This is a genomic window from Hymenobacter busanensis, from assembly GCF_008727865.1.
Lineage (GTDB): Bacteria > Bacteroidota > Bacteroidia > Cytophagales > Hymenobacteraceae > Solirubrum > Solirubrum busanense.
Window position 1 is genome coordinate 76,378 of the sequence record NZ_VTWU01000007.1, and the last position, 24,360, is coordinate 100,737.

The following is a 24,360-nucleotide window of genomic DNA, read 5'->3' on the forward strand; positions in this document are numbered from 1 at the left end:
GAGTAAGACCTGCATTAGCACATTCTCCACATCAGCACATTGCCCACATGTTCCACATTGGCACGAAGCGCAGCACATTAACCCTATGAATGCTTTTGTAATCGAAGATGAGCCGCTGGCCGCCCGCCGCCTGACCGAGCTGCTGCGCCGGCAGCAGCCCTCGGTGCAAGTGCTAGCCACCGCCGACTCGGTGGAAGCGGCCGTGGCGCTGCTGGAATCGGCCGCCACGCCGCCCGATGTACTGTTTCTGGATATCCACCTAGCCGACGGGCTGAGCTTCGAGCTGTTTGAGCGCACCACGGTGCGCTGCCCGGTCATTTTTACCACCGCCTACGACCGGTACGCCCTACGCGCTTTCAAGGTCAACAGCATCGACTACCTGCTCAAACCCATCGACGAAGGCGAGCTGCAAGCGGCCCTGCAAAAGCTGCGCGACCTGCGCGGCAACGGCGCCACGCCGGCTGGCGCTCCGGCTTTCGATGCCTTGTTGCTCACGCAGGTATTGCAGCAGCTGCAACCGCAAAACCAGTACAAAAAGCAGTTTGTAGTGAAGGTGGGGGAGCACCTGAAGGTGATTCCCGTCGAGCAGATCAGCTACTTCTTCAGCCTCGAAAAAGCCACCTTCGTGCAGACGCGCGAAAACCGCCGCTTCGTGCTCGACCAAACCCTAGAACAGCTCGAAAAACTGCTCGACCCGCGCCAGTTTTTCCGCCTCAACCGCGCCTACCTCGTCCACCACGACGCCATTCAGGACATCATTCACTACACCAACTCGCGCCTGAAAACCGTGCTCCAGCCCGTGGGCCCCGAGGGCGACGTACTCGTGAGCCGCGAGCGGGTGTCGGCCTTCCGCGCCTGGCTGGAGCGGTAGCGGCCGGTTGCTCGCCACCCGGCGTGTGCTGGAATAGAAGCTAGCCGCTAACACGGGGGCTCCTCAGCTGAGAAGAGAAATCAACCCTAGCCCCGTTGCGCAGTCAAGATTAGCAAGTATCTTGATTCGGAAATATCCCCTTCTTCTACCGTGGCTGCATGAGCCGTTGGTTTACATCGTCAAGCCCCCAGACCCGGCGCTTGGCCGCTGCCGTTTCGGGCCTGGGCCACCCACTGCTGACGGCGGTGGGGTTTGTTGGCTTTGCGGCATTTCGGCGACTGGAAGACGGCCCGGCGGTCTGGGTGGTGGGCCTGGTGGCCGGAGGTGTGGTCTTGCCGGTGGCCGCGTGGAGCTACTGGCAGGTACGCCGGGGCCACTACACCAACTTCGACGTGTCGGTGCGGGAGCAGCGCTACTCTATTTATCCCCCGCTGCTGGGCCTGCTGGGCGGGGCCACGTTGCTGGTCGGCGGGCTGAGCGGGACCGAGTTCCTGCGGCCGGGGCTGGTGGCGGCTACCGGGCTCCTGGCGCTGTGCTACCTGCTCAACTTCCGGCTGAAAGTGTCGTTGCACGCGGCGCTGTCGTTTTTTCTAGCCGGCTGCCTGACGCTGCTGAGCGGCCCGCTGGCGGCGGGTGTGGCCTTGGCAGTAGCCTCCTTGGTAGCCGCGTCGCGGCTGGTGCTGGGGCGCCACACCGCGCCCGAGCTGCTGGCCGGCGCCTTCCTGGGACTAGGGGCCGCGGGCCTGCTTGCTGGCTGGGAATACCTGGCGCCGGCCTGAGTATCTACTCCCTGTCTAGCTCCTGCTGAAACGCCTCCAGAAACAGCCCCACGTGGTAGCCGTCGGCCAGGCCGTGGTGCACGTGCACCGATACCGGCAGGAGCAGCGCCTCGCCCTGGCGGCAGTAGCGGCCGATGGAAATTTTCGGTACGCTGTCGGGGTGGGCGAAGTGCCGGGCGTGGCTGAGGCTGGTGAACTGCACCCAGGGCAGGGCCGAGAAGTGAATCACGTCGAGCCGGGCCGAATCAGGGCTCAGGCGCAAGCCGCTGGACTGCTCCACGGCTGCCATTTCGCGCTGCAGCCCCGGCGCAAAATCGGCCGCCTGCTCGGCGAAGGGCACGAATGAAAACGCGAACGTGTGGTCGGGGCGCAGTAGGGTGGCCGAGGCGTGAATCTGGTCGTAGCACACCACTTGGCCGTTTTCGATGCGGTAGCGCAGCGCCTCTAGCTGGTTGATGGCCCGCAGGGCGGCGTGCAGGTAGCGCTGAAAAAACGACTCGCCCGCGGCCTTGGCCTGCGCGTAGGCCCGGGCGCCGTCGACCTCGGCTACCACGCCGTGAAAAGGCTCGTCGAAGGCTGAAAAAAAGGCGAAATGCTCGCGGCGGTTCCAAGTTGAAAGGTCAATCAGTTGCTTCATGGGGCGGCAAGTTCGGTAACTTTGCCCGGCCGATTCGATTCCCGCCATGCCCGTACCCGCCCTTATTGCCTTCGACGCCGACGATACCCTGTGGCCCAACCAGCCGCATTTTGACGCCGCCGAAGCCCGCCTCTACGCCCTGCTCACGCACTATGCCGACGCCGACACGCTGGCGCAGAACTTCAACGCGGTGCAGCGCGAAAACCTGCCCCTGTTCGGCTACGGCGCCAAGTCGTTCATGCTTTCCATGATCGAAACGGTTATTCGCCTGACCAACGGGGCCGTAACCGGCGCCGAAATCCAGCAGGTGCTCGACCACGGCAAGCGGCTGCTCGACTTTCCCATCGAGCCGCTGCCGCACGCGGCCGAAGTGCTGACCACCCTAAAGGAAAGCGGCGTGCCCCTGATGCTGCTCACTAAAGGCGACCTGTTCGACCAGGAAAGCAAGCTGGCCCGTTCCGGCCTCGGTCCGTTTTTCGACCACCTGGAAATCGTGAGCGAGAAAAACGAAGCCACCTACCAGCGCATCCTGCGCCGCTACGGCGTGCGCCCAGAGGACTTTGTGATGGTCGGTAACTCCCTGAAATCCGACATTCTGCCGGTGGCGCGGCTGGGCGCCCGCGCCGTGCACGTGCCCTACCACACCACCTGGGTCATGGAGGAAGTGCCCGCCGAGCAGCTCGTGGGTGTTGATTTCGTGACGGTAGATGACTTGAGCCACGTGGTGCAGTACTTGGCCGGGCTGTCCGGAAGTGAGGCACGGCCTTAACCTTCCAGCCACGCCTTCACGGCCGCCGCTTTCTCGCGGCTCACGATGACGTCCTCACTGGGCGTGGGCGTGAGGTCGAGCTTGAGCTTGCCGTTGAACCACGGGTGCAGGCGCTGCACGGCGGGCAGCTGGGCCAGGAACTGCCGGTTCAGGCGAAAAAACTGCTGGGCATCGAGCAGGTGCTCCAGCTGTTCCAGGGTGTAATCGACGAGGTAGCGCTGCCCGGCGTGCGTGGCCAGCGTCACGGTTTCGTTGCGGCTTTGAAACCACGCCACGTCGGTTGTCAGCACGGGCAGCAGCTGTTCACCGTGGCGCACCAGGAAGCGCGTTTTGGCGGCGCGCCCGGGCCGGGCAGGCAGGCTGTCGAGCAGCCGCTCCAGGCGCTGCGCTACTTCGTTGGGCGCGGGAGTAGGGCTGCGCCATTGGCGTAGCTTCTGCAGTGCCGCTTGCAGCTCGGGCAGCTTCACGGGTTTGAGCAGGTAGTCCACGCTGTTGGCCTTGAAGGCCCGTAGCGCATAGGCATCGTAGGCGGTGGTGAAGATGACCGGACTGCCGATGATGAGCTGGTCGAACACGTCGAGGCTCAGCCCGTCGGCGAGGTGAATATCGGCCAGAATGAGGTCGGGCGCGGGATTGGTTTGCAGCCATGCCACCGCCGCGGCCACGGTATCGAGCTGCGCCACCACCTGCGCGTCGGGCGCGGCTTGGGCCAGCAGCCGCTGCAGGCGCTCGGCGGCAGGGTACTCATCTTCGAGCAGCAACACGTTCATCGGGCTCCGGAATCAAGTAGTTAGCGAATAGGGATTGGCCACAGCGGTGCGCGTACCGGGCAGGGTGGCGGCAGGCAGCAGCGGCAGCTGCACGGCAAATTCGTGGTCGGATGCGTGTACCTGCACCGGCTGAGCGGGCGCGAGCAGCGCGTACCGCTCGCGAATGTTGCGCAGGCCCAAGCCGGTGCTGGGGTTCAGGCTAAGGCCGCGGGCGCGGCGGGCGTTGCGCACCCGTAGCCAACCGTCGGCGGTAGCGCCTACCTGCACGTGCAGCGGGTGCTGACGTGAGGCTTCGTTGTGCTTGAGGGCGTTTTCGATGAGCAGCTGCACGCTCAGCGGCGCTATGTGCTGGTCGAGCAGCGCCGCTGGCACCGCCACGTGCACCTGCAGGTTGTCGCGCAGCCGGGCTTTTTGCAGCGCCACGTAGGCTTCCACGAAGGCCAGCTCTTCGCGCAGCGGCACGGTGGGCCGCTCGCGGCTCAGCAGCACGTAGCGGTACACGTCGGCAAGCTGCTCCACAAACTGTTGCGCGGGCTCGTTGCCGGGTTCGATGAGGGCCGACAGCGTGTTGAGCGTGTTGAAGAGGAAATGCGGGTCGAGCTGCTGCTGCAGGGCTTCGAGCTGGGCGCGTTCGTGGGCGCGGGCCAACTGCTCGGCGCGGCGCACGTTCAGCGTCCATTGCTCGAAGAAATAGCGGCTTTCGTACACCAGCAGCACAAACACGGCCGGAATCAGGTTGAACTCAATCTGGCTCAGCAGCCGCCAGGGGCGCAGCGAGAAATACTGCGGCATAGCCAGTTGCAGCAGCGCCGTCAGGGCCGTGGTGCCCACGGCGGTGTAGAGCACCGTGGCCAGCGCCACCCACCACAGGCGCCGCGCCGTTTGCCGGACATCGGGGAAGCGTTGGCGTAGCGTGCTCCACAAGGCCAGCGTACCCACCCACAACACCGTAGTGAAGAGCAGGGAAATGCCCCAGCTGACCAAAAAATCGGGCCACGAATGCAACTGCTCGGCCCCACTGAGCAGCACGATGAGCAAACTCAGCAGCGGAATACCCAGCAGACGGAAACGACGGTCGTTCATAGCGCAAAAAGCAAACGGGCGCGGGGCCGCAAGCCGCCCCGCGCACCAACGAATCTAGCCGAAGAAACCGGGTTAGGCCCGCAGCAGCGGCAAGCCGCTCAGCGCATGCCAGTACAGCCAGCCGATGGCACCGGCGTAGAGCCCGGCAAACACCACCACGCCCAGGGTCTGAGCCGCTGGCCGCAGCTGCGGTGCATACCGCGTCAGGAGCCAGCCTACCAGCGGCAGGGCTTGCAGGGCGTGCAGGCCCAGAAAGTGGGCGGCGCGCAGGTCGCCGTGGCGGGTGCTCCAGCCCAGCAACGGCAGGCCGGGGCCACCGTCGGCGGCCCCAATGGTGTGGCCCAGGTGCGACACCATGCTGCCGCCCACCGCACTGCCCACCAGAAACAGCCCCAGCCCCAGCCGCATGCCCCACACCCACGCCGCCGAACCAAACGGCCGGTACCGCAGCAGGAGTCCCAATGCCCACATTAGCATTAGGGTGTTGATCATGATGAACACGCCCATCAGGCTAAAGATCATGCCGTCGAGGGCCGAGCCGACGTTGAAATGGGAAGTAGTACCACGAGCCGCTTGTACCACCACCGAGAGGATTTCGACGGCCATACTCACCGCTACGCCCCAACTCAGCCAGCGTACCTGCCGTTGGGCGGCGGCCGGCAAATCGGCCAGCAGCCACGCCAGCGTCCAGAGGTAGAGCACGCCCGAGGCGCTGAACTTGGCCGGCTTGATCCACACGTTCAGGCCCGTTACGGTGCGCTCGTCGAAGGGCCAGAGCAGCAGGGCCAGCACCAGCAGGGCCACGTGCAGCCACCCCACCCACACCAGCGGCGGGTTGCAGGCGTGCAGGATGCGCAGCCATTCGGGCCGTACCGTAGCGCGCGAAACCGAAGAAGCAGCCGAGGTAGAGACCGGCGAAGCAAGGTGAAGCGTCGTTTTCATGGCAGGGTGAAGGAAGAGGCAAACAAAACCAATAAAGCAAGGCAGCACGAAACAGCCCTAAGCTGTTACTGGCACGGCAGGAGCCGGCCGCAACTGCCGCAAACCGGCGTAGAGCAACAGCCCAAACGGCCCGACCAGAAACGTGAGCAGCAGGGCCGGCAGCAGCAGAATGCGCGGCAGCCCGCGCCGCTCGGCGTCGCGCACTTCCCAGATGCCCACCAGCAGATCGAAGCACAGGTAGTGCACCCAGCCGGCGGTCAGCGCCCACGGGTCCCGAAACAAAGCGGCCACATCGCCGAGGGAGTTGAAGCCGCCCTCGGTAGCGTGCGGGCCGAGGTAGTGCACCAGCAGCAGGGCGGCGTACCCGGCGGCCAGCAGCAGGGGCAGTGCGCCGCTGCGCACCACCTTGCGCGTGACCACCCAGCGCGGCACCACAGCCAGCAGCAGCCACGCGGGCAGCACGGCCGTGTTGGCCAGCGAAAACAGGAACTCGGGGGTGAGGGAAGCGGCCATACCGAAGCTGAGCGAAGAGTGATGCTCAAAACTACGCGCGGTTGGCTTCAGGCCCAGGGGCATGTGTGGTGAAGCGACAAATGGCGCCGGGGAACCAGCCAAGTCCTTGGGTGAACCGCAGCGGCCGAGCTACCGACGCAACCCCAAATCGGGCGGCGGCTGTACCTTTGGGGCGTGGTAGCTGTTGTAGCGCATTCGGGAACAACCCCTGCCGAGGCCGGCCCCCGCTCGTTGGCGCGCAAATGCTCCAGGGTACTCCCGTACCGACTGCTATTCGTTATGCTGCCTTTCGTTCGTTGTTTGCTGTTGGTGCTGGCGCTGCTGGGCGCGGCCGGGCTGGCTGTAGCCGAACCCACTACGGCACCGCCCGACAGCAGCCGGGTGCGGCAGGCGCACCGGCGCGTCGTATTTCAGTTTGACCAGCGGTATTCGTTGCTGCAGGGCCAAACGGTGGGCATCAATGGGCTGAAGCTGGGCGTGGAGTGGCGCGGACGGCTGCGCACCGGCCTTGGGCTGTATTTCCTGAGCACCGGCGTGCCCACCAACGCGCCCGTGCCAGAGTTTATTCCGCCCGGTACCGAAGACAAAGTGCGTTTCCGCTACGCCGCCCTCTACGGCGAGTACGTGGTGGTGGGCACGCCGCGCTGGGAGGTAAGCCTGCCCGTGCAGGCCGGCCTGGGCCGCTACTACATTCGCTACCAATACCCCGACGGCACCTTCTACCGCACGCCCAAGCGCAATATCTGGCTTATCGAGCCGACCATCGGCGGGCACATGCGCGTGTTTCGGTGGGTGGGGCTGGGGGCCGGCGTGGGCTACCGCCAGGCCCTGCTCACCGCCGACAAGCTCGAAGACGACATCAGCGGGGTGGTGTTCTACGGCCGCGTGAAGCTGTTTCTGGGCGACTTCATCAAAGTGGTGCGCGGCCACGAGCGGCTGTTTTCGCAGCGCGGCCTGCGCCGCCGCGACCATCAGCCCCGGCCCTAATCGGGCCCGGCTACCGGGTTACGTTCACGCCCGTGGAAGAGCGCACGCGGCGCAGCACGTAGTAGCGGTTGCCGCTGGGGCCCTGTTTGCTGATGTCGAAGGGGCTGCTTTGCACGCCCTGAATGACTTCCCAGCCCAACGAACCCATGTAATTCAGGGCGCTGATGGGCGTGGCAAACACCTGCAGCTTGCCCACTTCCAGCTTCGACAGCTCGGGGCCGCCCAGCTTCTCCGGGCCGTAGCCGAAGTCGGCGTACACGTCTTTGCCCACCACGCGCACTTCGCAGTACTCATAGCGCACGGCTTCGGGCGAGGGCGTGGCCAGGTTGCGGGTGTTACCCGATTGGGCGTGGGCGCTGGGCGTGGCTACGGCGACCAGCAGCAACAGCAATAAGAAGGTGGTAGAGGGGTATTTCATGAACGGTGGAGTTGGCGCGGAAAGGCGAATAAACGCAAAAACGCCGGTTGCGCGCTGGCAACCGGCGTTTTACTGCTTGCGGCAGGTCCGAAGCACTTAGTTCACGTTCGGCAGGAACGAGTACTTGCGGCCGTACTCCAGCATCTGCTGGGCGAAGTCGGAGGGGTATTCCAGCTTCACGTCCACAATCTTGCCTTCCTGCTCCACGGGCACCAGTTTGGGCTGGATGAAGCCCTGGTAGGGCGCGATGTTGAGCTTCTGGTAGCGGGCCAGCACCTCCTTGTGCAGCACCGGGTCTACCTTCACGCCGTAGGTTTCGATGAGGTTTTTGGCGGCGTTGTAGTCGCCTTCGCTCGTCAGGCGCTGGGTTTCGCGCAGCAGCTGGCCAAACAGGCCGCGCAGCTTCTGGTAGTCGTTGATGCGGAAGTAGGTTTTGCCGTCCCGCGTCACCTTCTCAATCACCTTGTCTTTCTGGCCTTTTTCGTAGGCCCATTTGGCCACCATCTGGCGGTTGCGCATGTGGGCTTCTTCCACGGTTTCGCCCAGCGGCAGGCGCGTGAGCTGCACCATCAGGCCGTTGCGGATGTAGCTGTCGTACTCGGTCTTGCCCACTTCCAGGCTCGGCATTACGCCAATTTCCACCAGCTTGGGGTCCATCACGTAGTACAGGGCCACCAGGTCGGCGCGGCCTTCCTCAATGGCCGAGGCGTAGCTTTTCAGGGTTTCTTTGGGCGTGCCCACGCCCGGGTTGATCTGCCCCGAGGCGTGCCCGATAACCTCGTGCATGTCGGTATGGAGCTTGCCCGCGAGCGAGCTGTACTGGCGGGCACGCTGCTTTTCGGCGTCGTCGAAGGCAAACTCGTCGAGCGAGCCGCCGGCCGAGGCTTGGTCGTAGGCTTCCACGATGTTGCCCAGGTTCACCGATTTCGAGCCGTGCTCCTTGCGAATCCAGTTGGCGTTGGGCAGGTTGATGCCGATGGGCGTGGCCGGGGCCGCGTCGCCCGACTCCACCACGGTGGTAATCACCTTGGCCGTGATGCCCACCACGTTTTTCTTCTTGTGTTGGGCCAGAATGGGCGAGTTGTTCTCAAACCACTGCGCCTGGTCGCCAATGGCCTTGATGCGCTTGGAGGCTTCCAGGTCTTTGAACGACACCACCGACTCATAGCTGGCGCGGTAGCCCAGCGGGTCGCCGTACACTTCAATGAAGCCGTTCACCACGTCGGTGCGCGACTTGGTGTCGTGCACCCAGGCAATGTTGTAGTCGTCCCAGGTTTTCAGGTCGCCGGTGCTGTAAAACTGCACCAGCTTCTGCAGGGCCAGCTTTTGCTCGGGGTTTTCGGCCACGTCCACAGCCTTGCCCAGCCAGTACACAATCTGGGTGATGCTCTGGCCGTAGAGGCCGCCCACTTTCCAGGGCTGCTCCACAATTTTGCCCGACTTGTCCTTCACCAGGCGCGAGTTCAGGCCATACGACACCGGCTTGGGGTCCTTCTTGTCGATTTTCTTGGCGTAGTAATCCTCGACTTCCTTCTGGGTGAGGTTCTGGTAGAAGTTGTTGGCCGAAGTCTTCACCAAATCCTGCCCGGCCTCCTGGTTCACGCGCTTGGCGTCCAGGGTGGGGTCGAAGATGACGGGCGTGATGGTGGCCAGAAACTGGTCGACCGACTCGCCCGGCAGCAGGGGCAGGGTTTTGCTATCGACCGAGCGCACCAGCGTGGCGAAATACTCGCGCGAGCATTCGGGCACAAACTTGCGGGTGCTGTAGTGGTGGTGCACGCCGTTGGAAAACCAGAAGCGCTTGGCGTACACGTTGAATTTCTGGGCCTGTTCTACCTGCTGAGTGTTGGAGGTGCCGGTGCGGCGCTCCTGGTTGGCGTTCCACAGGGCCTCAATGGTGCGGCGCACGCGCAGGTTGTGGCGGTAGTTCTGGTCGTAGCTGATGTCGCGGCCGCTCAGTGCCGCCTCGTAGAGGTAGTACAGCAGCTCTTTCTGCTTGGGCGCGAGGGTTTCAAAGCCGGGCACCTGGTAGCGCAACACGCGCAGGTCGGCAAACTGCTCGCTCACCACTTGGAACGCTTCGGGCGTCGCGGTTTCGGCCGGGGCGGCCATCATTTCGGCGGCCACCGGCGGCTTGGCCTGCACGGTTTCTTTGGTGAGGGCGCCAGTGGCAGTATCGGTAGCGGTGGTAGTGGCGGCCGAGCCGGCGCAGCCACTGAGGCCCGCGGCCAGCAGCAGAGCGGCGGCAGCCGGGCGTAACGAAGTAGGGGTCATCAACGGAAAAGTGAACGTAGAGAAGACAGTGGGGAAGACGCGAAGGTACAAAGCTGCGCCGGTGCACACGGCCCGGCCTTGCCGACAACGCACATAAATCCTGCGGAGCTGTTTTCGGTACCAATCGGGGTGCTGTTCGGCTGCGTGGTGGTCTGGCGCGGGAGCGTCGCAACGATACGCCGCATCGGTGGAATCCAACTCCGCTGCTTTGCAATGCAAGTCGGGAGCGTTGCAAACAGCTCGGGTATGTCGCAAGCCTGCTCGGGAGCGTCGCAAACCGGCTCGGGACCGTTTCAAAACACCTCGATGGCGTCGCAAACCGGCTCTGACACGTTTTAAAGCAGCTCGGGAACGTTTCAAGCCGGCTCAGAAGCGTTTCAAAACCCCTCCGGTACGTTTCAAGGCAGCTCGGAAGCGTTGCAAGCCGACTCCGGACCGTTGCAACGCTACCCGAAACCGTCAGAAAGCCGGTCTAGACGCTTCTAGGCCAGTTTCCCCTCATTGGCAGCCAGCCCCAGGGCCTGCAAGGTGGCGCGGCGGTTGAGCTTGCCGCTGGCCGTTTGCGCAAACTGCGGCGCGTAGTGCACCGCCCGCGGCACCTCGTAGCGGCCCAGGCGTTGGCGCAACAGCTCCAGCAGCTGGGTTTCTTCGGCCGGCGGCAGCGCGTCGCCTTCCACAATGGCCGTTACCTGCTGGCCCAGTCGCTCGTCGGGCAGGCCGGCCACGAAGGCGCGGCGCCCCGAGAGGCCCACTTCCACCAAGGCCACTTCCAGCACCAGCTCCACCTTTTCGGCCGGCACTTTCACCCCGCCCGAGTTGATGACGAAATCGGCGCGGCCCAGCCACGCAAACTGGCTGTGGTCGTGTTCGAGGAAGCGCACGAGGTCGTTGGTTTGCACCAGCTCCTGCAAGGTCACGTCGCCCCGAATGGCGAGGCAACCGCGCGCGTCCTGCTCTACGTGCAGGCCGGGCAGCACCCGGTAAAACTCGGAGGCCTCGGGGCCGTTGAGGCGGCGCAGGGCCACGTGGGAGCAGGTCTCCGTCATGCCGTAGGTGTGGTAGAGCGGCACCTGCAGGGCCTGCACCTGCTGGCTCAAGCCGTGGTCGAGCGGCGCCCCACCGATGAGAATGGCGCGCATGCGTTCCAGGCGCGGGGCATGGCCCTGCGCCAGCACCGCCCGCAGCTGTAGTGGCACCAAGGAACCGAAGTCGAAGTCGGCCTCGAGCGGCAGCAGCGCAAACGGGTCGGCCACGGGCTCCACAATGGTGAGGTGCATGCCGTGCTCCAGGGCCCGCACCAGCATCATCAGCCCGCCAATGAATTCGCAGTTCAGGCACACCAGCATGCGGTGCCCGGGCCCCAGGCCGAAGTAATCGACGGTGCGGCGGGCGCTGGCCAGCAGCTGGCTGCGCTTGAGCGTGATGGGCTGGGCCGGGCCGGTCGAGCCGGAGGTAGTCAGCACAAACTCCTGCACGCCGTTCAGCCACTGGCGGCAGAAATCGAGCACGCGCGCCTCGTAGCCGTTGATGTCGCCGCCGGCGTGGCCGGGGTATTGCTGAATGTCACGGTAGGCGTAGCGGCGGCCGTTGAGCAGGAGCGAATCGGGCAGGGGAGTAGCGGGCATAAGTGAAAAGGCGTAGCGGTGTGCGGCAAACAGGCATCCATACGCAACACCCGCCTGCAAGTGCTGCGCGAGGCGAAAAGTACCACTCCCTACCGATACCAGATGGGCTAGACCAACGGACCGAAACCCCTGCAAAGGCCGGCCAAAGTTTGGCAAGCCTGATACCATTTCGGTGCTTTCATGATAAGATGGTATAATGGTAAAAGTCAATAAAATATTGATCCTAATCATAGTCGTGGTTTTAGTGAAACCCCAGTAGATAGAGGAAACAGGATACTGCTGTGATTGTGTTTTGCTTTGGAATGAATTATGGGGTAATCATCCGGTTTTCATGTTAAATATTAGCTAAGGCGTTGCGTTGGGCTTTTTTTCGTCCTAGCTTCAAAACGTTTTCCTACTTACTCTTACCAAGTTTCTTATGCGTCTGTACTGCCTACTGTTCTCGATTTTGGTAGCACTGCCTGCTGCCGCCCAACATTCGCCAAGTGCAAAAAAGCCGACACCGGTCAAGGCCGTAGTTGCCGCCCCGCCAGCACCCGTTATCATCCCGCCCTCTACCCAGAAACTCGACTTGCACTACGGTTTTCGGGGCGTGGCCCTCGAAGCCGATAGCCTAACCGTGGAAGGTCTCGCCTTTGACCGCCGCGACAACGGCCTTTCCCTCTGCCACCGCGACACCGACAGCCTCATGCTGGGCACGGCGGCCATCAGTCCCACTACCTATTCGTTTTACCGCGGCAAGCTCCTGAGCCTTTCTTTTTCCGCCAAGGGAGCTGCCAACAGCCACGCCGTATTGGCCCGCCTGCAAGCCCTATACGGCCCCGGCGAGCAGAAAAACAGCGGCCAGCAGCGCTACACCTGGCGCGGTACCAAAGCCCTGCTCCGCTACGACGAAAGCTCGACCAACAACAACGCGGTTATCACGCTCATTTCGCTTCCCCTGAGCAGCATCCGCCAGCAAGACAGCAACGGCGCCACTCTGGGGACGGCTGCCAACCGGTAGCAGCCCCCAACCGCCTGAACCCAACCCCGCCGCAACAAAAAAGCCCCAATCTGGGGCTTTTTTGTTGCGGCGGGGTTGGGCTGACCTACATGTAGCGCAGCGCACCAAATGGTCAGGCCAACGAAGCGCGGCTACGCTACCACGGCGGGCGGAGCATCCTGAAAGCAGGTGTACTTGCCCAGCGCCCGGCCCACCAACACCGTGGCCGGCAGTACGGCTTTCTTCACAAACGGCGGAATGTCGTGCATCTCAAACTCGCTGGCGTAGCGCGTCAGCAGGTAGGCGCCCGTGAAGGCTTCGGGCTGGTGGCGGCCAGCGGCGCGCTGCGAGGCAAATACTTCCGTGATGAAAAACGCAAAGTTGTGGGCCGGCTTGATCCAGGCCGTGCAGTGCAGCACGGTGTCGCCGTCGTTCCAGAAGCGGTGGGCCTGACCGCGCCCGAATACCACCGTTTCGCCCTCGCCGGCGTACTGCACCGGCTGCCCCTGCACCTGGTAGGCCAGCTTCCCCGACACCACCGTCAGCGACTCGTCCTGCAGCCAGTGCGTGTGCATGGGCGGTCCGCTGCCCGGTACCACAAAATTCTCGCCCACCAGCCGGTCGCCGTCGGGCTCGTGCTCCAGCGCGTGGAAAATCAGTTTTTCACCGAGTCCGTTCTCGATGATGTGAGGGAAGGTCATTTTCATAGCGTTGGGAAAGGTTTGGGGTTGGCAGGTGCGCGCTTCGGTTGGCCCCGCGGCCGGTACGGGTGTCACCCAAGCGCCCAGCAAAGGTGGCACATGCTGCCCCCCGGCACAATCACATGAAGAGGTGATAAGTAGCTGAATGATTGATTTGTAGACTGCTTTAGTATCAAGATAAAAACTCTGAAACCCTCCAGGATGAGCCAAATGAGTGGTGCAAAGCCATAATAAAGAAGCCCGCACAACAGCGTTGCGCGGGCTTCTTCTGGTAGGCTGTTTCGGCAACTGCTTACGGAAACTTGGGGTACTTCGAGAAGTCGGGCTGGCGCTTCTCCATGAAGGCGTTTTTACCCTCCTTGGCTTCTTCGCTCAGGTAGTAGAGCAGCGTGGCGTTGCCGGCCAGCTCCTGAATACCAGCCTGCCCGTCGAGTTCAGCATTGAACGACGACTTGAGCATGCGCAGCGCCAGCGGGCTTTTCTGCAGAATTTTGCGGCACCACGCCAAGGTGGTTTCCTCCAGTTTTTCCAGCGGCACCACTTTGTTCACCAAGCCCATATCGAGGGCCTCCTGGGCGTCGTATTGGTCGCAGAGGTACCAGATTTCGCGGGCCTTCTTCTGGCCCACGATGCGGGCGAGGTACGAAGCGCCAAAGCCGCCGTCGAACGAGCCGACCATGGGGCCAGTCTGGCCGAAGCGGGCGTTGTCGGCCGCAATGGTCAGGTCGCAGACCACGTGCAGCACGTGGCCGCCGCCGATGGCCCAGCCGGCCACCATGGCAATAACGGGCTTGGGAATGGAGCGAATCTGCTTTTGCAGGTCGAGCACGTTCAAGCGGGGCACGGTGTCCTGGCCCACGTAGCCGCCGTGGCCGCGTACGCTCTGGTCGCCGCCCGAGCAGAAGGCCTTGCCGCCTTCGCCGGTGAGGATGACCACGCCGATGTCGGTGCGGTTGCGGCAGATGTCCATGGCCTCAATCATTTCCTGCACCGTAAGCGGGGTGAAGGCGTTGTGCACCTGCGGGCGGTTGATGGAGATTTTGGCAATGCCCTCGTGCTCGGAAAACAGGATTTCCTTGAATTCCTTGATGGGCGTCCAGGTTACTTGCTGGGACATAAAGTGGGAAGAAACTAGGCCGTCCTGCTGAGCTTGCCGAAGCAGGACGGCCTGGCGATGAAAGATTAGGAAAAAGACGTGCGCACGGCGGTGCGGTAGTGTTCAAAGAAAGCGGCGTTGGCGGCCGAGTCGGTGGTAATTTCCAGCAGTGCCGCGCTGCCTTTAGACGAGGGCGCAAAGAAAGCGGGCAGCGCCTTATCCAGCTCCTCAAACGTACGCACGGCGCGGTAGCGCAGGTTAAAATCCCGGGCCGTGTTTTCAGCCGTCAGCGGCTGGTGCGTTTCAAAAAACTCCTCCAGCTCGGGCTGCTGGCGCGGCCCGTCGATGAGCCGGAAAATGCCGCCCGCGTGGTTATTGATGAGGATGATGCGCAGGTTGGGCACCGGGTAGTTGTGCCAGAGGGCGTTGCGGTCGTAGAAAAACGCCACGTCGCCGGTGAGCAGCACCACGGGCCGCCCGGGCTGGGCTAGGGCCGCGCCCACGGCGGTAGAGGTACAGCCGTCGATGCCACTGGTGCCGCGGTTGGCAAATACCTCGATGGCCCGGCCGGCCGGCACCCCCAGAATGTTGGCGTAGCGCACGGCCATGCTGTTGGCCAAGTGCAGCGCGGCGCCGTCGGGCACGAGCTGCAGGGCGCGGTAAATGGCCGAAAACTCGTTGAACGGCTGCTCGGGCTGCTGCATGAACTCGGCCACAAACTCGGTGGCCCAGCCGTTGGCGCGCTGCCAGGGCGTGGCAAAAGCGTCCTTGGGTGCCGCGGCCTCGTCGCGGGCCGAGCCGGTGCCTTGCCAGACGAGGCGGGTTTGCTGATTCTTGGCGGCTTGTTTCTGGCCTTTGGCTGCCGCGGGAGTCTCGCTCAGCAGCGCTTCGAAAAACGCCGCCGGTTCCATCCGAATCACGCGGGTCAGCGACTTAAACGTATCGGCCACGGCCCCGGCCGGCTGCACGTGCCAGTGCTGCGTGGGCGCATACTCGCGCAGGTAGTTTTTCAGTGCCTTCGAGATGAGCGACTGACCGAAGGTGATGAGCAACTCGGGCCGCAGGGCCTCTTTCAAGCCGGCTTCGGGCACGGCCATAAACACGTCCTGGCGGCCCAGCGGGGCGTGCCGGAGGTCGTAGTCGGGTCCTACGGGCAGGTGCACGTTGGCAATCAAGTCGCCGACAACCGGAATCTGGTAGGCGGCGGCCAGCTTCCGCAATGCCAGCAGCAGGGGCGCATCGGCGGGGTGCTGGCCGGCCACCACCAAAGCGCGGGCCGTCTGGCGAAGCTGCTGGCGCAATTCGTCCAGCTCGTTGGCCGTCAGCTGCGGGCTGCCGCCGGTTTCCTGCGTGATGTTGACTTTGTCGTAGCGAATTTCCTCGCCTACAGCCGGGTAAAACGGTTCGCGCAACGGCACGTTCACCTGCACCGGCCCGGCCGGAAACTGCTGGGCGAGGTTGATGGCTTCCGACACCATGCGCGCGGCGTGCCAGCGGGCGTCGGGGTGGGTGAGGTCGGCGGGAAACTCGAAGGCGCCCTTGGCGTGGCCGCCGTAGAGGTCGGTTTGCCGGATGGTCTGCCCGTCGAGCTGGTCAATCCACTCGGGCGGACGGTCGGCGGTGAAGAGTACCAGCGGCACCTGCTGAAAATAGGCTTCGGCCACAGCCGGGGCGTAGTTCAGGCCGGCCGTGCCCGAGGTGCACACCAGCGCCACGGCCCGCCGCTGGGCCTGCGCTAGGCCCAGGGCAATGAAGGCCGCGGCGCGCTCGTCGGGCACGACGCGGGTGCGCACCTCGGGGTGGCGCGCAAAGGCAATGGTGAGCGGGGCGCAGCGCGAGCCGGGCGACAACACCACGTCGGTGATGCCGTGCCGGGCGCAGATTTCGGCGATGTTGTGAACGGGCTGCAGGGGAGACAAAGGCAGGCAGAATTGGGGCGCGGCAAAGGTAACAAGCCCGCCGCCTTGTGGGTTTGGCCGAGCTGATTGGCCAGCTTGCTTCGCTTGTAATGACCGGCTCGCTCCCTAATCCAACACCGAGCCCACGGTACGCAGCTTCAGCTCGGTTTCTTCCCACTCGCGCGCCGGGTCCGATTCGGCGGTGAGGCCGGTGCCGGCGTACAGAACGGCTTCGGTGGGGCGCAACTGCATGCAGCGCAGGTTCACGAACAGGCGCGAGGCGCCGGCCGGCAGGTTTATTGGGCCCAGGAAGCCGCTGTAGTACGTGCGGTCGTAGCCTTCGTGGCGCTGCAGAAAATCCAGTGCGGCTTGGCGCGGCATGCCGCCCACGGCCGAAGTGGGGTGCAACAGCCGCAGCATATCGGTGCCAAAGGTGGGCGAGGCCACGCGGCGCAGGTCGATGCGGAAATCGGTGCGCAGATGCAGCAGGTTGCCGGCGGCCACGGTGCGCGGACCGGTCTCGTCGTAGTCGCGCAGGCGGAAGTGCTTGAAGCAGTTGACAATATAGCGCGACACCAGGGCCTGCTCTTCAATGTCTTTCTGCCGCCAGATGGCCGTGTGTGCCGTTACGTCGGCCGTGAGCGGCTGCGTGCCGGCCAGCGCCATTGTGCGAAACTCCGCGCCGTCGACCTCCACCAGCACCTCGGGCGTGGCGCCCAGCCAGGTACCGGCCAGCGGTGCACTCACCAGCGAGACAAACGCCCGCGGGTGCTGCCGGCACAGCTCCTCAAAGGCCTGCAAAGTATCGAACCCCGCAGGCAACGGCCGCCGCGCCGCCCGGCTCGATACTACTTTCTGCACCTGCCCGGCCTGAATGGCGGCCACGCCCGTGGCCACCAGGGCCTCGTAGGCGGCGCGGTCGGCGGTGATTGGCACGGGCTGCGGGCTCACGTGCCACGCCAGATCGGTCGGGGCATCGGGTTCGGCCAGCACGCGGTGCGCGGCGGCTACGGCTTCAGGCGAAAGAGTCGGGCTCAGGGTCAGTTGCTGGCCGTCGAATACCACGTCGGCGGGCAGCAGCATGGCCTCGGCCGTGTCGCCGTCCTGAAACGGGTAGAAGGCGAAACCAGCCGGTGCCGTGGCCTCAATGGCGGGCGGCAGGCCCGAAAGCAGCAGCGGCTGCAGGCTCAGCAGCAGCGTGGGCGCCTCGGCGTTGGGCAGGCGCCAGAGCGCCACCGAGCCGCCGTGCCGCAGGGCCAGTGCCATCAGCCGGCGCAAGGCAGCCGGTCGTTCGGGGGCCGAAAACGTGGTACTCACGCCTGCGCGGGTTTGGCGGCGGGCAGGTCGATAACGGCCATTGTGATGCGGCTCACGCACACCAGCGCGTCGGTTTGCTCGTCGCGAATCTTGATTTCCCACACCTGCGTGCTGCGGCCGATGTGCAAAGCTTCGGCGCGGCCCACCACGAAGCCCGAGCGCACCCCTTTGAGGTGGTTGGCGTTGATTTCGAGGCCCACGCAGGCTTGTTTCGTGCGGTCGACCTGCAAGGTGGCGGCAATGCTGCCCAGGGTTTCGGCCAGGGCCACCGAGGCGCCGCCGTGCAGCAGGCCCATGGGCTGGTGCGTGCGGTGGTCGACGGGCATGCGGCCCACCAGGTGACGCTCCCCAACTTCCAGGATTTCTATCCCCAAATGCGCGCCCATCGTGTTTTTCGACCACGCGTTGAGGTCGGCGGGGGTGGGCAGGGAAGCGGGCAGCGACATGGCAGCAAAAGAAACGATTAACGGAATCGGCCCGTAAAGCCTACTTTCGGGGCCTGAAGCGCAAAACTACGTCGGAAACCAGCGTGGTCAAGAAAATCTACCTCATTCGCCACGGCCAGACGTACTTCAACGTGCGCGGCATCGTGCAAGGCAGCGGCGTCGATGCGCCGCTCAACGAAACCGGCCACCAGCAGGCCACGCAGTTTCACGCATCCTACGGCCATATGCCGTTTGCACGCGTGTACACCTCCACGCTCATGCGTACCCACCAGTCGGTGCAACCCTTCCTCGATGCCGGCCTGCCCCAGGAGCAGCACCGCGCCCTCGACGAGATTAGCTGGGGCCACCGCGAAGGCACGCGCATCACACCCGAAGAAGACATTGAGTACCACGGCCTGCTGCGGGCCTGGCAGCGCGGCGAAACCCACTTGGCGCTGCGCGGCGGCGAAAGTCCCGAGCAAGTGGCCGCCCGGCAGCGTCCGTTTATCGACGAAGTGCTGCGCGGGCGCCCCGATGAAGACACAATTCTGGTGTGCATGCACGGCCGGGCCATGCGCGTGCTGCTGTGCCAGCTGCTCAATTACCCGCTCAGCGCCATGGACCTGTTTGAGCACCGCAACCTGTGCCTGTACCGCGTGCACTACACGGGTTCCATGTTCAGCATCCGGTCGTTTCTCGATACCCAGCATTTGGGCTAACGTGCGTTAGGCCCGCAGGCAGCGGATTGGGGCCGGGTATTTGCCGTGGCATCGTTTGCGTAAATCGGGTTTGTACCCCCAAGAATTCCGGTCTATTTTTGACCCCCTGAACACAACTGACGACTTGCAATGGCCGAAATCATAAAAATGCCCAAGATGAGCGACACGATGACCGAAGGCGTCATCGCGCAGTGGCTCAAGCAAGTGGGCGACAAAGTAAAATCCGGTGACGTGCTGGCTGAGGTGGAAACCGACAAAGCCACGATGGAGCTGGATAACTATGAGGAAGGCACGCTGCTCTACATCGGTCCGAAAAACGGTGAATCGGTGCCCGTCGACGGTGTACTGGCCATTGTGGGCAAAGAAGGCGAAGACATTTCGGCTCTGCTGAGCCAGGTGCAGGGCGGCGGTGCTGCCCCGGCGCCTGCTGCGGCTTCCGCCCCGGCTGAAGCACCGCAAGCGGCCGCCCCCGCGCCGGCTCCGGCTGCTGCTCCAGCTCCTGCCGCACCGGCTCCAGCGGCTGCGCCGGCCGCCGCGCCTGCCGGCAACGGCAAAAAAGCCACCGTCATTCGGATGCCCAAGATGAGCGACACGATGACGGAAGGCACCATTGCCTCGTGGCTCAAGAAAGTAGGCGACAAAGTGAAGTCGGGCGACGTGCTGGCCGAAGTGGAAACCGATAAGGCCACCATGGAGCTGGATAACTACGAAGACGGCACGCTGCTCTACATCGGTCCGAAAGAAGGCGAAGCCGTAGCCGTTGACGGCGTACTGGCTATCATCGGCGAAGAAGGCGCCGACATCAACGCGCTGCTCGGCGGCCAGTCGGGCGGTGCCGCGCCGGCTCCCGCTGCCGCCCCGGCCGCCGAAGCTGCCCCGGCAACAAACGCACCGCAGGCCGCCCCGGCCAATGCTGCTGCCGCCGCGCCGGCCGCTGGTGCCGCCACGGCCTCGGCTGGTGGCCGCATCTTCGCCTCGCCGCTGGCCAAACGCATTGCGCAGGATAAAGGTATCGACCTCGGCGCTGTAAAGGGTTCGGGCGAAAATGGCCGCATCGTGTCGCGCGACCTGGAAAACGCCCAGCCTGGCGCCGCGCCGCAGGCGCAACCAGCACCGCAAGCTGCTGCTCCGGCTTCGCAGCCAGCCGCTCCTGCACCAGCCCCCGCTGCCAGCAGCCAACAACCAGCGGCCAGCAGCCCAGCCGAAGGCACCTACACCGATACGCCGGTTTCGCAGATGCGCAAGGTTATTGCCCGTCGCCTCTCCGAAAGCCTGTTCACGGCTCCGCACTTCTACCTGACCATGGAAATTTCCATGGACAAGGCCATGGAAGCCCGCGTGCGCCTGAACGAACTTTCGCCGATAAAGCTGTCGTTCAACGACCTCGTCATCAAGGCGGCGGCGGCCGCTCTCAAGCAACACCCGGCCATCAACTCGTCGTGGCTCGGCGACAAGATTCGCCAGAACAAGGTCATCAACATCGGCGTGGCTGTGGCCGTCGACGAAGGGTTGCTGGTGCCGGTTATCCGCAACACCGACCAGAAGGGCCTTTCGCAGATTGCTGCCGAGGTGAAAGACCTGGCCGGCAAAGCCAAGAGCAAGAAACTACAGCCGAGCGAGTGGGAAGGCAGCACCTTCACCATCTCCAACCTGGGCATGTTCGGTATCGAGGAATTCACGGCCATCATCAACCCGCCCGATGCCTGCATCCTGGCCGTGGGCGGCATCAAGCAAACGCCCGTGGTGCGCGACGGTCAAATCGTCATCGGCAACGTGATGAAAGTGACCCTCTCGTGTGACCACCGCGTAGTGGACGGTGCCACCGGCGCCGCTTTCCTGCAAACGCTGAAAGGCCTGCTGGAAGACCCTATGCGCATGCTCATCTGAGCCTAGCCACCCGGCCAACCAAACGGCCCGGCCTGCACTGCAGGCCGGGCCGTTTGGTTGGTAGAGGGCCCGCAGCTTCTACCAGACGCGGTACCAGGTTTGGCCGTCGGTTAGGGTGTAGGCCACCAAGCCGTCGTCCTTGGAATACCAAAAGAATTCCAGGCTGTTGCCTGAACTGGGCACGTTGGGCAGGCCGGAAAAAAAGTTGAAGCGGCCGCTGACGACGGTGGGGTAGGTGCGCCCGTTCAGGTACACATTGTCGTCGAGCAAGGCGCTGGAGCGGTTGGAGCTGATGACGTGTTCCTTGTGGGACTTTTTGTGGGTGATGATGGTCACCTCCGACTCGGGCCACTCCGACAGCGGATTGATGGCTACCTCGCCGTCGCCGTTGAACACCACCCGCAGGCCAGCACTGGAGGGGCGCTGGGTGGTGTAGGTGAGGGTGATGGTTTGGTAATCGTGGCTCTTGAAATCGAACTTGCCGGCCGAGGTAACGGTGACGTCTTCCACTTTTGCCAGCATGGTTTCGGTGGCGCCGGTAGCAGGGTTGCGGAACGTGAGCAGGTCGCCATCGGCTTGGCGCAGCCAGGCTTTCGTGTGCGAGGGCGTGGGCTGGTCCTTGGCGCAGCCGCTAAGGGCCACAACCGAAACGAGCAGGAGCAGAAGGAAGGAGAGGCGCGGGTTCAAACGGAGAGGAGTTGTCGGGTTCGGGGCAAAGATGCGGGCACCCACCCGAAAGGTTGCGCTTATCACCCGATCATGTGAGGGCCTGCATCCGCCGCGGAAGTTTGCTCCGCCGCAGCAAGTTTTCCGCCCGAGCCGCTAGCTTTGCGGCCCGGCTGCCCTAGCGGCGCCCCGTTTCCTATGACAAGAATTCGTTCCACTACCGTCCTCGGCGTGCGCCACAACGGCCAGATTGCCGTGGGGGCCGACGGCCAAGCCACCATGGACAAGCACGTGGCCAAAAGCAACGTGCGCAAAATCCGGCAGCTGCACGGCGGCAAGGTCGTCACGGGCTTTGCCGGCTCCACGGCCGATGCCTTCAGCCTGCTGGAGCGCTTCGAGGAAAAGCTGGGGCAGTTTGGCGCCAACCTGAAACGCTCGGCCATCGAACTGGCCAAGGACTGGCGCAAAGACCAGTACTTGCGCAAGCTCGAAGCCATGATGGTGGTGGCCGACGCCGACGAGCTGCTCATCATTGCCGGCACCGGCGACGTGCTGGAGCCCGACTCCGACGTGGCCGCCATTGGCTCCGGCGCCATGTATGCCCAGGCCGCCGCGCTGGCCCTCAAGAAGCACGCGCCGCACCTCACGGCCCGCCAAATGGTGGAAGAAGCCCTGCACATCGCGGCCGACATCTGCATCTACACCAACCACAACCTCATTATCGAAGAACCGAATTAAGTCGCTCCCGCGTCTCATGACTGAAGACCTCATTTACTACAACTCGCGCAAGCGCCATGCGCTGTTGACTCTGGTTGGGTTAGCGTTTGTCGCTATGGGGGTGTTCATGATTGCGACAGATGGCAACTGGGGCCTTGGGCTGACGACCATTGTGTTCTTCGGGGCCTGCGCGGCGGTAGGAATCTGGCAGTTTCTCGACACCCGGCCGCGCCTGCGCATCACCGACGAAGGCATCCTGGACCGCACACTGGGCGTGGGCCTCATTCGTTGGGCTGACATCACGGATGCCTACGTGCGGTCGATAAACCAAGAGTCTTTTATTTGTCTGGAGGTGCGCGATGAACAGGCTTACACCGGCCAGTTGTCGCCGCTGAAACGCAAGTTGGCGGGTGCTAATGCGGCACTGGGATTCACGCCGCTCTCCATCAACTTGAGTGGTGTCGACCTTAACCCGGAGCAGCTGCTGGAGTACATTCTTAAGCAAAGCGCCGCCGCTCAGCTTCGGTCCTAGGCCAGTTGTTGTGAGCAACTCAGCCCCGTTAGCACGCTATTCAGAATCTTCGATATTGGGCAGTCTAGTTGAACGATTCAAGCCTTTTTTTTGATAGAAAACTGACACCACAAGTACAGAACACACGCAGAAATGAACGTAACCAACTTCCTCAAGCACCACTACCGCCACTTCAACGCCGCCGCCCTCATCGACGCGGCCGAGGGCTACAACAAGCACCTGGCCGACGGCGGCAAGATGATGATTACCCTGGCCGGCGCCATGAGCACCGCCGAAATGGGCATTCAGCTGGCCGAATTGATCCGGCAGGACAAAGTGCAGATCATCAGCTGCACCGGTGCCAACCTGGAAGAGGACATCTTCAACCTCGTGGCCCACGACTTCTACGAGCGCGTGCCCAACTACCGCGACCTGACGGCTGCCGACGAGCAAGCCCTGCTGGAGCGCCACATGAACCGCGTAACCGACACCTGCATTCCGGAGGAAGAGGCCATGCGCCGCCTCGAGCACTCGGTGCTCAAGTTTTGGGAAAAGGCCGACAAGGCCGGCGAGCAGTACTTCCCCCACGAGTTCTTCTACCAGATCCTGAAGTCGGGTGAGCTGGAGCAGTACTACCAGATTGACCCCAAGGACTCCTGGATGCTGGCCGCCGCCGAGAAAAACCTGCCCATCATCTGCCCGGGCTGGGAAGACTCCACGCTCGGCAACATCTTCGCCGGCCACGTCATTTCGGGCGACATCAAGAACGTGCACACGGTGCGCACCGGCATCGAGTACATGATTTACCTAGCCGAGTGGTACACCCAGAACGCCAAGGAGGAGAGCAAAGTGGGCTTCTTCCAGATTGGCGGCGGCATTGCCGGCGACTTCCCCATCTGCGTGGTGCCCATGCTGCACCAGGACTTGCAGCGCACCTCGGTGCCGCTGTGGGGCTACTTCTGCCAGATTTCGGACTCGACGACTTCCTACGGCTCGTACTCCGGCGCCGTGCCAAATGAGAAAATCACCTGGGGCAAGCTGGGCCAGGACACGCCCAAGTACATCATCGAATCGGACGCGACCATCGTGGCGCCGCTCGTGTTTGCCATGGTGCTCGGGCAGTAGCGCGAACTTTGTAGTTCGCGTACCCCGCGCCGTTGCAACGATAGTCGTTCCGGTACGCGAACTACAAAGTTCGCGCTACTGGCCGGCTCGCACAGCATAAACAAAAAACCCGCCGCTGGATTCAGCGGCGGGCTTTTTGTTTGTAAAGAGCTATGAAGTAAATATCAATGAATGCCTTCCATGTGGCCGTATTTGTCCACGACCTCTCTAAGCTGAGTTAGGGTTGCCTGAATGAAGGACTGGTCGGTGTAAAACTCAAATTGTACGGTGTTTTCTCGACCCTTCTGCTCCTCAAACTTGCCCGTGACAACTACATGACCAGTGAATTCATTGTATGCTGCCGTAAATGAGAGAGTGTGTTCGTAGGAGGCGTAAGTAGCACTGCCTGACAGCGCCTGCTGGCACTGCTGAAGTTGCTGATAAAGTTGAAATACCTCACCAGTAGATAGCCAAAACTCGGCTCCAACAGAAAACTTATGGGAGGCTATTTCCAACCGGGCGCGCACTTCGTAACCACCCCAGGGAGAAGTTGATCTAGGAAATCCGTACACCTCTTCAAAGGTTACACGCAAAAAACTATTGGATTCGCCCTCAATGGTAAAGCCTTCAGATGACATGCGGTGGAATTGAGAAAGGGTAGGAGTCAAC

25 protein-coding genes are annotated in these 24,360 nt (G+C 63.2%); 10 read left to right on the plus strand and 15 right to left on the minus strand.

The window, feature by feature from the left end:
* Positions 1 to 85: 85 nt before the first annotated feature.
* On the plus strand, positions 86 to 871 hold the full coding sequence (locus tag F0P96_RS17580; protein ID WP_151080234.1) for a LytR/AlgR family response regulator transcription factor: 786 nt from the start codon (positions 86 to 88) through the stop codon (positions 869 to 871).
* A gap of 158 nt (positions 872 to 1,029) precedes the next feature.
* On the plus strand, positions 1,030 to 1,650 hold the full coding sequence (locus tag F0P96_RS17585; protein WP_151080235.1) for a phosphatase PAP2 family protein: 621 nt from the start codon (positions 1,030 to 1,032) through the stop codon (positions 1,648 to 1,650).
* Positions 1,651 to 1,654: 4 nt separating this feature from the next.
* Here F0P96_RS17585 and F0P96_RS17590 read toward each other — a convergent pair whose 3' ends face one another.
* A complete protein-coding gene (locus F0P96_RS17590; RefSeq protein ID WP_151080236.1) occupies positions 1,655 to 2,287 on the minus strand; it encodes a CatA-like O-acetyltransferase in 633 nt (210 codons plus the stop codon).
* Positions 2,288 to 2,333: 46 nt separating this feature from the next.
* Here F0P96_RS17590 and F0P96_RS17595 point away from each other — a divergent pair, with 46 nt between their 5' ends.
* Complete coding sequence (locus F0P96_RS17595; RefSeq protein ID WP_151080237.1) at positions 2,334 to 3,056, plus strand: HAD family hydrolase; 723 nt, start codon at positions 2,334 to 2,336, stop codon at positions 3,054 to 3,056.
* Here the strand turns inward: F0P96_RS17595 and F0P96_RS17600 are convergent.
* The 4 genes from F0P96_RS17600 to F0P96_RS17615 form a co-directional block, all read right to left on the minus strand.
* Entirely contained in the window at positions 3,053 to 3,826 is a 774-nt protein-coding gene (locus F0P96_RS17600) for a LytR/AlgR family response regulator transcription factor (protein WP_151080238.1), read from the minus strand. The two genes, F0P96_RS17595 and F0P96_RS17600, sit on opposite strands and share 4 nt — an antisense overlap.
* 12 nt (positions 3,827 to 3,838) lie before the next feature.
* Positions 3,839 to 4,909: a sensor histidine kinase gene (locus F0P96_RS17605; protein ID WP_151080239.1), complete on the minus strand. Its 1,071-nt coding sequence runs from the start codon at positions 4,907 to 4,909 to the stop codon at positions 3,839 to 3,841.
* Positions 4,910 to 4,981: 72 nt separating this feature from the next.
* Positions 4,982 to 5,851 carry a hypothetical protein gene (locus F0P96_RS17610; protein WP_151080240.1) on the minus strand — a complete coding sequence of 290 codons (870 nt, stop codon included), beginning with the start codon at positions 5,849 to 5,851 and terminating at the stop codon, positions 4,982 to 4,984.
* Between the two features lie 57 nt (positions 5,852 to 5,908).
* On the minus strand, positions 5,909 to 6,364 hold the full coding sequence (locus tag F0P96_RS17615; protein ID WP_151080241.1) for an ABA4-like family protein: 456 nt from the start codon (positions 6,362 to 6,364) through the stop codon (positions 5,909 to 5,911).
* A gap of 279 nt (positions 6,365 to 6,643) precedes the next feature.
* On the opposite strand from F0P96_RS17615, the gene F0P96_RS17620 reads away from it, so the two are divergent.
* On the plus strand, positions 6,644 to 7,351 hold the full coding sequence (locus F0P96_RS17620; protein WP_151080242.1) for a hypothetical protein: 708 nt from the start codon (positions 6,644 to 6,646) through the stop codon (positions 7,349 to 7,351).
* Positions 7,352 to 7,361: 10 nt separating this feature from the next.
* Here the strand turns inward: F0P96_RS17620 and F0P96_RS17625 are convergent, their stop codons facing one another.
* The 3 genes from F0P96_RS17625 to F0P96_RS17635 all read right to left on the minus strand — a co-directional run bounded on the left by F0P96_RS17625 (position 7,362) and on the right by F0P96_RS17635 (position 11,668).
* The gene (locus F0P96_RS17625) at positions 7,362 to 7,769 is read right to left on the minus strand and encodes a hypothetical protein (RefSeq protein WP_151080243.1); all 408 of its coding nucleotides are present in this window, start codon (positions 7,767 to 7,769) and stop codon (positions 7,362 to 7,364) included.
* A 96-nt stretch (positions 7,770 to 7,865) separates the two neighbouring features.
* Positions 7,866 to 10,043 carry a dipeptidyl-peptidase 3 family protein gene (locus F0P96_RS17630; protein ID WP_167291234.1) on the minus strand — a complete coding sequence of 726 codons (2,178 nt, stop codon included), beginning with the start codon at positions 10,041 to 10,043 and terminating at the stop codon, positions 7,866 to 7,868.
* A 482-nt stretch (positions 10,044 to 10,525) separates the two neighbouring features.
* Complete coding sequence (locus tag F0P96_RS17635) at positions 10,526 to 11,668, minus strand: AMP-binding protein (RefSeq protein WP_151080244.1); 1,143 nt, start codon at positions 11,666 to 11,668, stop codon at positions 10,526 to 10,528.
* 418 nt (positions 11,669 to 12,086) lie between these two features.
* Between F0P96_RS17635 and F0P96_RS17640 the strand changes: the two genes are divergently transcribed.
* Positions 12,087 to 12,671 carry a hypothetical protein gene (locus F0P96_RS17640; RefSeq protein WP_151080245.1) on the plus strand — a complete coding sequence of 195 codons (585 nt, stop codon included), beginning with the start codon at positions 12,087 to 12,089 and terminating at the stop codon, positions 12,669 to 12,671.
* Between the two features lie 131 nt (positions 12,672 to 12,802).
* Here F0P96_RS17640 and F0P96_RS17645 read toward each other — a convergent pair whose 3' ends face one another.
* The 5 genes from F0P96_RS17645 to F0P96_RS17665 form a co-directional block, all read right to left on the minus strand.
* A complete protein-coding gene (locus F0P96_RS17645) occupies positions 12,803 to 13,357 on the minus strand; it encodes a cupin domain-containing protein (protein WP_151080246.1) in 555 nt (184 codons plus the stop codon).
* A 286-nt stretch (positions 13,358 to 13,643) separates the two neighbouring features.
* Positions 13,644 to 14,468: a 1,4-dihydroxy-2-naphthoyl-CoA synthase gene (gene menB / locus F0P96_RS17650; RefSeq protein WP_151080247.1), complete on the minus strand. Its 825-nt coding sequence runs from the start codon at positions 14,466 to 14,468 to the stop codon at positions 13,644 to 13,646.
* A 65-nt stretch (positions 14,469 to 14,533) separates the two neighbouring features.
* Positions 14,534 to 16,366, minus strand: coding sequence for a 2-succinyl-5-enolpyruvyl-6-hydroxy-3-cyclohexene-1-carboxylic-acid synthase (menD, locus tag F0P96_RS17655; protein ID WP_151080248.1), 1,833 nt, complete (start codon positions 16,364 to 16,366; stop codon positions 14,534 to 14,536).
* Positions 16,367 to 16,471: 105 nt separating this feature from the next.
* Positions 16,472 to 17,662, minus strand: coding sequence for a chorismate-binding protein (locus F0P96_RS17660; RefSeq protein ID WP_235917519.1), 1,191 nt, complete (start codon positions 17,660 to 17,662; stop codon positions 16,472 to 16,474).
* Positions 17,659 to 18,108, minus strand: coding sequence for a hotdog fold thioesterase (locus F0P96_RS17665; RefSeq protein WP_151080249.1), 450 nt, complete (start codon positions 18,106 to 18,108; stop codon positions 17,659 to 17,661). The genes F0P96_RS17660 and F0P96_RS17665 overlap by 4 nt, the downstream gene beginning before the upstream one ends.
* An 83-nt stretch (positions 18,109 to 18,191) precedes the next feature.
* On the opposite strand from F0P96_RS17665, the gene F0P96_RS17670 reads away from it, so the two are divergent.
* A complete protein-coding gene (locus F0P96_RS17670) occupies positions 18,192 to 18,806 on the plus strand; it encodes a histidine phosphatase family protein (protein ID WP_151080250.1) in 615 nt (204 codons plus the stop codon).
* Between the two features lie 129 nt (positions 18,807 to 18,935).
* Positions 18,936 to 20,693 (plus strand): pyruvate dehydrogenase complex dihydrolipoamide acetyltransferase, encoded by a 1,758-nt coding sequence (locus F0P96_RS17675; RefSeq protein ID WP_151080251.1) that lies wholly within the window; start codon positions 18,936 to 18,938, stop codon positions 20,691 to 20,693.
* A 78-nt stretch (positions 20,694 to 20,771) separates the two neighbouring features.
* Here the strand turns inward: F0P96_RS17675 and F0P96_RS17680 are convergent, their stop codons facing one another.
* On the minus strand, positions 20,772 to 21,380 hold the full coding sequence (locus tag F0P96_RS17680; protein WP_151080252.1) for a hypothetical protein: 609 nt from the start codon (positions 21,378 to 21,380) through the stop codon (positions 20,772 to 20,774).
* Positions 21,381 to 21,557: 177 nt separating this feature from the next.
* On the opposite strand from F0P96_RS17680, the gene hslV reads away from it, so the two are divergent.
* The 3 genes from hslV to F0P96_RS17695 all read left to right on the plus strand — a co-directional run bounded on the left by hslV (position 21,558) and on the right by F0P96_RS17695 (position 23,712).
* A complete protein-coding gene (hslV, locus tag F0P96_RS17685; protein WP_151080253.1) occupies positions 21,558 to 22,097 on the plus strand; it encodes an ATP-dependent protease subunit HslV in 540 nt (179 codons plus the stop codon).
* A gap of 16 nt (positions 22,098 to 22,113) precedes the next feature.
* Positions 22,114 to 22,608 carry an STM3941 family protein gene (locus tag F0P96_RS17690; RefSeq protein ID WP_151080254.1) on the plus strand — a complete coding sequence of 165 codons (495 nt, stop codon included), beginning with the start codon at positions 22,114 to 22,116 and terminating at the stop codon, positions 22,606 to 22,608.
* Positions 22,609 to 22,740: 132 nt separating this feature from the next.
* A complete protein-coding gene (locus F0P96_RS17695) occupies positions 22,741 to 23,712 on the plus strand; it encodes a deoxyhypusine synthase family protein (protein ID WP_151080255.1) in 972 nt (323 codons plus the stop codon).
* A gap of 164 nt (positions 23,713 to 23,876) precedes the next feature.
* On the opposite strand, the gene F0P96_RS17700 is transcribed toward F0P96_RS17695, so the two are convergent.
* Entirely contained in the window at positions 23,877 to 24,329 is a 453-nt protein-coding gene (locus F0P96_RS17700) for a WapI family immunity protein (RefSeq protein WP_151080256.1), read from the minus strand.
* Positions 24,330 to 24,360: the final 31 nt, after the last annotated feature.

Excerpts from the sequence above, each read along its gene's own strand:
- F0P96_RS17580 (WP_151080234.1), top strand. The coding sequence starts at position 86 with ATGAATGCTTTTGTAATCGAAGATGAGCCGCTGGCCGCCCGCCGCCTG.
- F0P96_RS17585 (WP_151080235.1), top strand. The coding sequence starts at position 1,030 with ATGAGCCGTTGGTTTACATCGTCAAGCCCCCAGACCCGGCGCTTGGCC.
- F0P96_RS17590 (WP_151080236.1), bottom strand. The coding sequence starts at position 2,287 with ATGAAGCAACTGATTGACCTTTCAACTTGGAACCGCCGCGAGCATTTC.
- F0P96_RS17595 (WP_151080237.1), top strand. The coding sequence starts at position 2,334 with ATGCCCGTACCCGCCCTTATTGCCTTCGACGCCGACGATACCCTGTGG.
- F0P96_RS17600 (WP_151080238.1), bottom strand. The coding sequence starts at position 3,826 with ATGAACGTGTTGCTGCTCGAAGATGAGTACCCTGCCGCCGAGCGCCTG.
- F0P96_RS17605 (WP_151080239.1), bottom strand. The coding sequence starts at position 4,909 with ATGAACGACCGTCGTTTCCGTCTGCTGGGTATTCCGCTGCTGAGTTTG.
- F0P96_RS17610 (WP_151080240.1), bottom strand. The coding sequence starts at position 5,851 with ATGAAAACGACGCTTCACCTTGCTTCGCCGGTCTCTACCTCGGCTGCT.
- F0P96_RS17615 (WP_151080241.1), bottom strand. The coding sequence starts at position 6,364 with ATGGCCGCTTCCCTCACCCCCGAGTTCCTGTTTTCGCTGGCCAACACG.
- F0P96_RS17620 (WP_151080242.1), top strand. The coding sequence starts at position 6,644 with ATGCTGCCTTTCGTTCGTTGTTTGCTGTTGGTGCTGGCGCTGCTGGGC.
- F0P96_RS17625 (WP_151080243.1), bottom strand. The coding sequence starts at position 7,769 with ATGAAATACCCCTCTACCACCTTCTTATTGCTGTTGCTGCTGGTCGCC.
- F0P96_RS17630 (WP_167291234.1), bottom strand. The coding sequence starts at position 10,043 with ATGACCCCTACTTCGTTACGCCCGGCTGCCGCCGCTCTGCTGCTGGCC.
- F0P96_RS17635 (WP_151080244.1), bottom strand. The coding sequence starts at position 11,668 with ATGCCCGCTACTCCCCTGCCCGATTCGCTCCTGCTCAACGGCCGCCGC.
- F0P96_RS17640 (WP_151080245.1), top strand. The coding sequence starts at position 12,087 with ATGCGTCTGTACTGCCTACTGTTCTCGATTTTGGTAGCACTGCCTGCT.
- F0P96_RS17645 (WP_151080246.1), bottom strand. The coding sequence starts at position 13,357 with ATGAAAATGACCTTCCCTCACATCATCGAGAACGGACTCGGTGAAAAA.
- menB (WP_151080247.1), bottom strand. The coding sequence starts at position 14,468 with ATGTCCCAGCAAGTAACCTGGACGCCCATCAAGGAATTCAAGGAAATC.
- F0P96_RS17665 (WP_151080249.1), bottom strand. The coding sequence starts at position 18,108 with ATGTCGCTGCCCGCTTCCCTGCCCACCCCCGCCGACCTCAACGCGTGG.
- F0P96_RS17675 (WP_151080251.1), top strand. The coding sequence starts at position 18,936 with ATGGCCGAAATCATAAAAATGCCCAAGATGAGCGACACGATGACCGAA.
- hslV (WP_151080253.1), top strand. The coding sequence starts at position 21,558 with ATGACAAGAATTCGTTCCACTACCGTCCTCGGCGTGCGCCACAACGGC.
- F0P96_RS17690 (WP_151080254.1), top strand. The coding sequence starts at position 22,114 with ATGACTGAAGACCTCATTTACTACAACTCGCGCAAGCGCCATGCGCTG.
- F0P96_RS17695 (WP_151080255.1), top strand. The coding sequence starts at position 22,741 with ATGAACGTAACCAACTTCCTCAAGCACCACTACCGCCACTTCAACGCC.
- F0P96_RS17700 (WP_151080256.1), bottom strand. The coding sequence starts at position 24,329 with ATGTCATCTGAAGGCTTTACCATTGAGGGCGAATCCAATAGTTTTTTG.